8 protein-coding genes are annotated in these 7,461 nt (G+C 72.9%); 2 read left to right on the forward strand and 6 right to left on the reverse strand.

Features of this window, described 5'->3' with window-relative positions:
- The 4 genes from ACTUAL_RS21640 to ACTUAL_RS21655 form a co-directional block, all read right to left on the reverse strand.
- A partial coding sequence (locus ACTUAL_RS21640; RefSeq protein WP_440901531.1) for an ABC transporter permease occupies positions 1-596 on the reverse strand: 596 nt, incomplete at its 3' end.
- Positions 593-1,441 carry an ABC transporter permease gene (locus ACTUAL_RS21645; RefSeq protein WP_096496572.1) on the reverse strand — a complete coding sequence of 283 codons (849 nt, stop codon included), beginning with the start codon at positions 1,439-1,441 and terminating at the stop codon, positions 593-595. The genes ACTUAL_RS21640 and ACTUAL_RS21645, both read right to left, overlap by 4 nt.
- Positions 1,441-2,592, reverse strand: a complete 1,152-nt coding sequence (locus tag ACTUAL_RS21650) for a polyamine ABC transporter substrate-binding protein (RefSeq protein WP_096496573.1) — start codon at positions 2,590-2,592, stop codon at positions 1,441-1,443. The genes ACTUAL_RS21645 and ACTUAL_RS21650 overlap by 1 nt, the downstream gene beginning before the upstream one ends.
- On the reverse strand, positions 2,585-3,700 hold the full coding sequence (locus ACTUAL_RS21655; protein ID WP_096498055.1) for an ABC transporter ATP-binding protein: 1,116 nt from the start codon (positions 3,698-3,700) through the stop codon (positions 2,585-2,587). Before ACTUAL_RS21655 ends, ACTUAL_RS21650 begins: the two co-directional genes overlap by 8 nt.
- Before the next feature lie 234 nt (positions 3,701-3,934).
- On the opposite strand from ACTUAL_RS21655, the gene ACTUAL_RS21660 reads away from it, so the two are divergent.
- On the forward strand, positions 3,935-4,192 hold the full coding sequence (locus ACTUAL_RS21660; protein ID WP_440901532.1) for a DUF2631 domain-containing protein: 258 nt from the start codon (positions 3,935-3,937) through the stop codon (positions 4,190-4,192).
- Between the two features lie 82 nt (positions 4,193-4,274).
- On the opposite strand, the gene ACTUAL_RS21665 is transcribed toward ACTUAL_RS21660, so the two are convergent.
- Positions 4,275-5,705 (reverse strand): serine/threonine-protein kinase, encoded by a 1,431-nt coding sequence (locus ACTUAL_RS21665; RefSeq protein ID WP_440901533.1) that lies wholly within the window; start codon positions 5,703-5,705, stop codon positions 4,275-4,277.
- 79 nt (positions 5,706-5,784) lie between these two features.
- Here ACTUAL_RS21665 and ACTUAL_RS21670 point away from each other — a divergent pair, with 79 nt between their 5' ends.
- Entirely contained in the window at positions 5,785-6,273 is a 489-nt protein-coding gene (locus ACTUAL_RS21670) for a hypothetical protein (RefSeq protein WP_096496576.1), read from the forward strand.
- 171 nt (positions 6,274-6,444) lie between these two features.
- Here ACTUAL_RS21670 and rlmN read toward each other — a convergent pair.
- On the reverse strand, positions 6,445-7,461 hold a 1,017-nt coding region (gene rlmN / locus ACTUAL_RS21675), incomplete at its 5' end, for a 23S rRNA (adenine(2503)-C(2))-methyltransferase RlmN (protein ID WP_440901534.1).

Here is a 7,461-nt window from a genome sequence, read left to right on the forward strand (position 1 = left end):
TCGAACGAGAGCAGGAACGCGAACGCCGCGCCCGCCCCCACCGCCGGGGCCACCAGCGGCCAGGTGACCGTGCGGAACGCGACCAGCGGCGAGGCGCCCAGGTCGGCCGCCGCTTCCTCAAGGCGCGAGTCCAGCCCGGACACCCGCGCCCGCACCACCACGACCACGTAGCTGAGCGTGAACGCGACGTGCGCGACGAGCAGCGCGCCGAACCCGAGCGGGATGCCCGCGAGCTTCACGCAGAACCCGAGCACCGCCACGCCCAGCACCACCTCGGGCACCACCAGCGGCAGGCTCAGCAGCACCGTCCACGCGCCGCGTCCGGGGAACGCCCTGCGCAGCCCGAACGCGGCCAGCGACCCGATCACCGTGGCGATCGCGGCGCTGGCCAGCGCCAGCCGCAGGGTCAGCGCCAGCGCCGACATGACCCGGTCGTCGGCGAACAGCTCGCCGTACCACTTGGTGGACAGGCCGGTGATGCGGCTGAGCGAGCGGGACTCGTTGAACGAGACCGCCGCCAGCCACAGGATCGGCGCGTACAGGAACGCGAGCACGCCGAACGCCGAGGCGCCCAGCACCCAGGGCCGCCGCCTCACAGCACGTCCTCCCCGCGCTTGCCGCGCAGCACCAGCACGACGACCACCAGCACCAGCAGCAGCACCGCCATGGCCGACCCGAGCGGCCAGTTGTTGCCGCCCCGGAACTGGTCGTCGATGACGCTGCCGAACGTGCTCTGGTCCACGCCGCCGAGCAGCTTGGGCGTCACGAAGTCGCCCGCCGCGGGCACCAGCACCAGCAGCGAGCCCGCGAGCACGCCGGGGGCCACGCCCGGCAGCACGACCCGCACGAACGTGGACACCCGGCCGTGGCCGAGGTCGTAGGACGCCTCGACCTGCCGGTGGTCGAACCGCTCGCACGCCACGTACAGCGGCAGCACCATGAACGGCAGGAACCCGTAGGTCAGGCCGAGCACGACCGCGCCGTGGGTGAGCAGGAACCCGCCGTCGCGGCCGAGCCCGACCTGCTCCAGCACCCGGTTGACCAGGCCGTCGCCGTCCAGCAGCGCCTTCCAGGCGTAGACGCGCGCCAGGTAGCTGGACCAGAACGGCACGAGCACCGCCGCCAGCATCGCGGTGCGGAACCGGCCCGCGTGCCGCGCGGTGAACCACGCCAGCGGGAAGCCGAGCACCAGGCACAGCAGCGTGGTGGCGGCGGCGTACGCCAGGGTGCGCCCGAAGATCGGCAGGAACGCCGGGTCGAGCGCGGTCCGGTAGGCGTCGACCGTCCAGGGCAGGACGGCGCGGGCGATCCCGGTGTCGCGGGTGGCGAAGCTGAACTGCACCACCAGCGCCAGTGGCGCGACGAGGAACAGGCCGAGCCACAGCCCGGTCGGGGTGAGCAGGCCGGTGGCGACCAGCCAGCGGGGAGGGCGCCGCGCCATCAGCCCGTCTTGACCTTGGTCCAGGCGTCGGCGTAGCGGGCCTCGGCCTCGGCCCCGAGGTCCTTGGTGAACGGCAGCTTCGCCAGCTGCTCCTCGGACGGGTAGACCAGCGGGTCGCCCAGCAGCTCCGGCTCGATGAACTCCTTGGCCGCGGCGTTCGGGCTGCCGTAGCGCACCGCGTTGGCGAGCGCGGCGCCGACCTTCGGCTCCAGGATGTAGTTGATGAACGCGTGCGCGTTGGCCGCGTGCGGGGCCTGCTTGGGGATGCACAGCAGGTCCACGTAGGACAGCCCGCCCTCGGTGGGGATGGCGTAGGCGATGTCCTCGTTGGCCTCGCGGGCCTGGAACGCGTCGCCGGAGTAGGACTGGGCGAGCGGGACCTGGCCGGAGGTGAGCGGCTCGATCACGTCGGAGTTGATCTGGCCGATCTTGCGCTTGAGCTCCAGCAGCGCGGCGACGGCCTGGTCGAGCTGGCCCGCGTCGGTGGTGTTCGGGTCGAACCCGAGCGTGAGCAGGCCGATGGCGAGCGCGTCGCGCGCCTCGTCCAGGATCGTGCTGCGGCCCTGCGCGGCGGCCAGGTCGTAGGCGGAGAAGCCGGTGACGGCGTCGCCCAGCTGCGACTTGGAGTAGGCCAGGCCCGTGGTGCCCCAGGCCCACGGCACGGAGTACCGGTTGCCCGCGTCGTAGTCGGCCTCGGTGAACCTGGTCTCCAGGTTCTTCAGGTTCGGGATGAGGTCGTGGTCCAGCGGCAGGACCAGGTCCGAGCGCAGGAAGCGGCGCAGGAAGTTGTCGCTGGGCACCACGAGGTCGTAGCCGGCCGCACCGGAGGCGATCTTGGCCTCCAGCTCGTCGTTGGTGCTGAAGTTGTCGTACGTGACCTGGACGCCGGACGCCTCGGTGAACCCGGACAGCGTGTCGTCGGCGATGTAGTCGGTCCAGTTGTAGAAGTTCAGCTTCGGCTCGTCCACCGCGTTGACGGCCTTGGCCGCCGAGGGCGCGCTGGACGTCGAGCCGCCGGGCGCCTGGCCGACGCCGCACGCGCCGGTGGCGGCGAGCGCGAAGAACGCGCTGGCGCGGAACATCGAACGCCGCGTCACGCGGGCGTTTCCAGGGTCCCAGATGCGGGCGATCCGGAGGTTCTGGTCAGTCATCGGCGCTCTTCTCCAACAGGACGGTGTACTCGGGGTCCCAGGCCATCCGCACGGGTTGCCCCGGCGAGCCCGCGTCGTCGACGCGACGGGTGTTCTGCGCGAACGCGACCAGCTCCCCGCCGCCGGGGAGGTCGACCACGTACTGGGTGGACACGCCCGTGTAGACCACGTCGCGCACCACCCCGGTCAACTCGCACCAGCCGCCGGGGGCCTGCTCGTCCTCGTCGTACAGGTGCACCTTCTCCGGGCGCACCGTGGCCTCCACGCGCTGGCCGTGCCTGACGTCGCGCTGGAGCGCGGCGCGCAGCCGGGTGACGCCGGGCGAGTCCAGCTCGACCCAGGACCCGTCCGCGCCGGACACGGTGGCGGCCAGGATGTTCGAGGTGCCGATGAAGCCCGCGACGAACCGGGTGGCGGGCCGCTCGTAGACGTCCTCGGGGTAGCCGACCTGCTCCAGCTTCCCGGCGTTCATCACCGCGATCCGGTGGGAGAGCACGAGGGCCTCCTCCTGGTCGTGGGTGACGTAGAGGAAGGTGGTGCCGACCTCGCGCTGGATGCGCATCAGCTCGATCTGCAGCTCCTTGCGCAGCACCGCGTCCAGCGCGCCGAGCGGCTCGTCGAGCAGCAGCAGGCGCGGGCCGGCGGCGAGCGCGCGGGCGATGGCCACGCGCTGCTGCTGCCCGCCGGACAGCTGGGCGGGGCGGCGCTTGGCGAACTGCCCGAGCCGCACCAGCTCCAGGTGCTCGCCGACGGCCTTCTTCAGCGCGGCCCCGCGCACGCCCTTGCGCTTGACGCCGTAGGCGACGTTGTCCCACACGCTCATGTGCGGGAACAGGGCGTAGGACTGGAAGACGGTGTTGACGTCGCGCCGGTAGGGCGGCACGCCGACCATGTCGACGCCGTCCAGCTCGATGCGGCCCTCGTCCGGGTCGGCGAAGCCGGCGATCATCCGCAGCAGGGTGGTCTTGCCGCAGCCGGACGGGCCGAGGACGGAGAAGAACTCGCCCTCGTGGACGTTCAGGTCGATCCCGTCCACGGCGACCTGGTCGGAGAACCGCTTCGTCACGCCGTGCAGGCCGACCTCGACCGGGGCGTGGGTGTCGGGCATCCGCCCCTGCGCGGGCTGGAAGCCGGGCTCGGTCAACTGCTCACCTTCCTGCGGGCAGCGCGGAACCTCGTCGGGGTCGTCCGGGAGGTGCCGCCGGGGGTCTGGATCGGCGCGAGCGCGCGGAGAGCAGGGTAGACGGCGCGCGCGGGGACGCGCACCTCACGTCTCGCGCGCGCTCGCCGTGTGCGACGATTGGCGGGTTCATCGAGTGTTCGGCAGGAAGGTCGTGCGGCTGTGTCTTCGTCGTCTGAACTGGACAGGCGTCCCGCGGTCGACCCCGTTGAGGAGCCGTCGGCCGAGTGGGGCTGGCACGGCACGTTCCCCAAGGGCATCCTGATCGCGGGCTGGCTGTCGACGCTGGCCGTCTTCTCGCTGCTGATCGGCAACCACCACGGTCGCGTCGAGAACATCTGGGTGATCGGCACCGGCGTCTCGCTGGCCGCCGCCCGGGTGTGGTTCCAGGTGCGGGAGCAGAAGACCTCCCGGCGCTGAGCGGAGCGGGTGGGGTCCCGCGCTGCCGCGCAGCGCGGACCACCCTCCCGTCACGCGGTTCCCCGCGTCACCGCTGGAGCGCTCACTGCTCGCGGTCGACGAGGACCCAGCCGAGCGAGAACTCCAGCTGCTGGCCGTCGCAGTGCTTCTCGTTCGAGTCGAAGTGCCGGTCCCCCGCCTTGCAGCGGAACAGCTCCTGCGAGGGCTTGTCGGCGGGCGGCTGGCTCTCGTAGACGTAGCCCACCACCCCGTAGACGCGCTGCGTCTCGCACGTCGCCGACAGCGACGTCATGCGTCCGGGTGAGTCCTTGACCTGGCACGAGTAGAGCGGCCGGGTGCCGCCCTCCTGCTGGGTGAGCACCATGCCGAGCGCCTTGTCCGGCGCGTAGCCCATCGGCACGTCCAGCAGCGACGACCCGGTGTAGCTCCAGTTGTCCTGGCCCTTGAAGCGGGCCAGCGGCACGATCCGGGGCGGCGCGGGGGGCGTGGACGTGGTGGTGGTCGTGGTGCTGCTGCTCGGCGGCGCGGAGCTGGACGGGGCGGGGCTGCTGCTCGCGGGCGCGGACGTGGCGGAGGTGGGCGACGGCGTGCTGGCCACCGCGCGCTCCCCCGGATCGTCGTCGGGCAGGAGCACGAACGCGGCGGTCAGCGCGAGCACCGCGGCGACCCCGCCGCCGACGACTGCGATCTTGCGCACATCCCGCCCGTCGTCCGCCTTCGGGAAGACCACGGTCTCCGCGTCGGCGCTCGCCGCGCGCTGGAGCCCGGCCCGCGCCTGCTGCGCGGTGAACCGGGTCGCGGGGGCCTGCGAGAGCAGGCCGAGCACGACCTCGGACAGCGGTCCGGCCAGGTGGGTGGGCACGGGGCGCTCGTTGAGCACGGCGTGCACGGTGGCGGCGGTGGTGGCGCGCTCGAACGGGGAGCGGCCCTCGACGGCCTCGAACAGGGTCGCGCCGAGCGCCCACATGTCCGACGGCGGCGCGGGCGGCTGGCCCGCGAACAGCTCGGGGGCCATGTAGCCGGGCGAGCCCATGACGCCGCCGTTCGCGGTGAGCCTGGGGTCGTCCATGGCGCGGGCGATGCCGAAGTCGGCGAGCTTGACCTGGCCGTTGGGCAGCACCATGACGTTGCCGGGCTTGACGTCCCGGTTGACGATGCCCGCCGCGTGCGCGGTGTCGAGCGCGTCCAGCACGGCGAGCCCGATGGCGGCGACGCGGTCGGCGGGCAGCGGCATGAGGTCGGCCAGCGTCGGCGCGCTGACCAGCTCCATCACGATGTAGGCGGTGCCCTCCTCGACCACCACGTCGTGCACGGTGACGACCGAGGGCGAGTTGAGCCTGCCCGCCGTGCGCGCCTCGCGCAGCACCCGCTCCCGCTCAGCCGGGGAGGAGGTGCGCAGCTCCTTGAGCGCGACCTGACGACCGATGACGCGGTCCTCGGCGAGCCACACCACCCCCATGCCCCCGCGGCCCAGCTCACGGATGACCTGGTACCTGTCCGCGACCACCTTCACACCCCGGATGGTAACCGGGCACTCCCCGTCACCCGCTCAGGGCAGAATCGTGGTGGGGGTCCGGGGCAGAGGGAGAGGGATGAAGGTCGTCTGGTTGCAGAGGGCGCTGTGGGGCGTCTTGGCGCTGCTCGTCGCGGTGGGGACGGGGTTGCTCGCCACCGACCCGAGCGGGGCGCCGTTCACCGCGACCTGGGTGTCCGCGCTGGTCGTGGTGGTGGCGCTCGCGCTGCTCGCGTGGCGGCAGGTGCACGTGCTCAAGGCCGCGCCGATGCCGGAGGGGGCGGTGGCGCGGTCCTGGTGCGCGGGGGTACTCGGGGTGGTGCCGGTCAGCAGGTTGACCGGCGGGCTCCAGGTGGTGGCCGGGGCCGAGTCGATCCGGGTGCGGTTCCCGGCAGCGGGGAACTCGTACTCGATCCCGGTGGCGGACGTGCGGGGCGTGACGATCGAGCAGCGGCACATCCAGGTCGTGCACACCGCGCGACGGGTGCCCAGGACCGTGCGGCTGGACATGCGGGCGGGCGACCCGACCCGCGACGCGATCATCGACCTGGCGCACGGCGGGCGCTGAACGGCCCCGTGCGGTTCCGGAAGGACGCGGCCCGCCCCTGGACCGCCGGGCCGGGTCGGGACGCGCTGGGCGGCGCTGACGGCGGTTCCGGCCCCCTCGGGCCGGGCTCGGACGCGCGAACGCCCGGCGCTCGTGGTGCGAGCGCCGGGCGTTCGGCCGTTCGGGCGAGGCTCAGCCCTCGGCGGCGAGCTGCCCGCAGGCCGCCGCGATCTCCTGGCCCCTGGTGTCGCGCACCGTGCACTCGACGCCCTGCTCCTTGACCCGCCGCACGAACTCGCGCTCCACGGGCTTGGGCGAGGCGTCCCACTTCGAGCCGGGCGTGGGGTTGAGCGGGATCAGGTTGACGTGCACCAGCGGGCCGAGGTGCCTGCGCAGCAGCTTGCCGAGCATGTCCGCCCGCCAGCCCTGGTCGTTGATGTCCCTGATCAGCGCGTACTCGATGGACACCCGGCGGCCGGTGCGGTCGGCGTAGCCGCGCGCGGCCTCCATGACCTCGGCGACCTTCCAGCGGGTGTTCACCGGCACGAGCGTGTCGCGCAGCTCGTCGTCCGGGGTGTGCAGCGACACCGCGAGCCTGACCTGCAGGTTCTCCTCGGTCAGCTTGCGGATCGCCGGGACCAGGCCGACCGTGGATACGGTGACCGAGCGCTGCGAGATGCCCAGGCCCGCCGGGGCCTGGTCGCAGATGCGGTGCACGGCCTCGATGACCCGCTTGTAGTTGGCCAGCGGCTCGCCCATGCCCATGAACACGATGTTCGAGAGCCTGCCGGGCCCGCCGGGGAGCAGGCCGTCGCGCATGGCGGCGGCGCCGCGCCGGACCTGGTCGACGATCTCGGCGGTGGACAGGTTGCGCTGGAGCCCGCCCTGGCCGGTGGCGCAGAACGGGCACGCCATGCCGCAGCCCGCCTGGCTGGAGATGCACAGGGTCGCGCGGTCGGGGTAGCGCATGAGCACGCTCTCCACCAGCGTCCCGTCGTGGGCGCGCAGCAGCGTCTTGCGGGTGGTCCCCGCGTCGGCCTCCACGCTGCGGACCTCGGTCCACAGCGGGGGCATGAGGTCGCCGACCAGCTTCTCCCTGGCCGAGGCCGGGATGTCGGTCATGGCGTCGGGGTCGACGGTGAGCCTGCCGAAGTAGTGGTTCGACAGCTGGTTGGCCCGGAAGGGCTGCTCGCCCAGCGAGGCCACGGC

This window comes from Actinosynnema sp., from assembly GCF_052038725.1.

Bases quoted from the DNA above. Each gene is read 5' to 3' on its own strand.
- ACTUAL_RS21670 (WP_096496576.1), top strand. From the start codon at position 5,785: ATGAAGGTCGTCTGGTTGCAGAGGGCGCTGTGGGGCGTCTTGGCGCTG.
- ACTUAL_RS21655 (WP_096498055.1), bottom strand. From the start codon at position 3,700: ATGCCCGACACCCACGCCCCGGTCGAGGTCGGCCTGCACGGCGTGACG.
- ACTUAL_RS21645 (WP_096496572.1), bottom strand. From the start codon at position 1,441: ATGGCGCGGCGCCCTCCCCGCTGGCTGGTCGCCACCGGCCTGCTCACC.
- ACTUAL_RS21650 (WP_096496573.1), bottom strand. From the start codon at position 2,592: ATGACTGACCAGAACCTCCGGATCGCCCGCATCTGGGACCCTGGAAAC.